This is a genomic window from Clostridium ragsdalei P11, from assembly GCF_001675165.1.
Classification (GTDB): Bacteria; Bacillota; Clostridia; order Clostridiales; family Clostridiaceae; genus Clostridium_B; species Clostridium_B ragsdalei.
This window is the reverse complement of sequence record NZ_LROS01000076.1, coordinates 1-578: the sequence shown is the minus strand read 5'-3', so window position 1 is coordinate 578 and position 578 is coordinate 1. Positions and strand designations below refer to the sequence as shown.

The 578-nt window shown below is 32.7% G+C and carries 2 protein-coding genes; both read right to left on the bottom strand.

Features of this window, described 5'->3' with window-relative positions; genetic code table 11:
• Positions 1–80 precede the first annotated feature (80 nt).
• A complete protein-coding gene (locus tag CLRAG_RS18740; RefSeq protein ID WP_065079788.1) occupies positions 81–245 on the bottom strand; it encodes a YvrJ family protein in 165 nt (54 codons plus the stop codon).
• 39 nt (positions 246–284) lie between these two features.
• Positions 285–578, bottom strand: a 294-nt coding sequence (locus CLRAG_RS18735; RefSeq protein WP_167351591.1) for a sigma-70 family RNA polymerase sigma factor, incomplete at its 5' end; no start/stop codon positions are given.

The window sequence follows — 578 nt, the reverse complement described above, 5'->3', positions numbered from 1 at the left end:
AATTCGCCCCTTTCTTTAACTTTTACTTATATATATGCCTTTCGAAAAATTAGTGCAGAAAAAAAGAAATAGGCTTTTACCTATTTCTTCTCCTGGTTTTTTATAACGGCTGATATATCTTCTCTTAGTTCTTCAATAGATTTGACTAAAAGGTCAATCTTATTTTCAAACCTTATGAGCAGGTATATACTAACTGCTATTGGGAACCCTACGGTGCTGATTAAACTAACCAGCTGGTCATACATAAATATCACCCTCCCTCTGCCATTATAAAAATATATATGCTATTTCAGATATTTTTTCAGTTTATTTAGGGCAGATTTTTTTATTTCTATAGCATGTCTATATTTTATGTTAAGTATATCAGCGGTTTCTTTAAGTGTCCTGCCTTCCATGTACACAGATTTAATTATTTTTATCTCTATATCCTGAAGTTTATTAAGTGAAAGTCTTATCTTTTCTGCCTGATCAAATGCAATAACTTCATCTTCAAGGGTAAAGTCATAAGGCTGAATTGACAGCACCCCTTCATCCTGTACTTCTCTAAAGTGCTTTATCTGGCCTTTCAAAAGGGCATT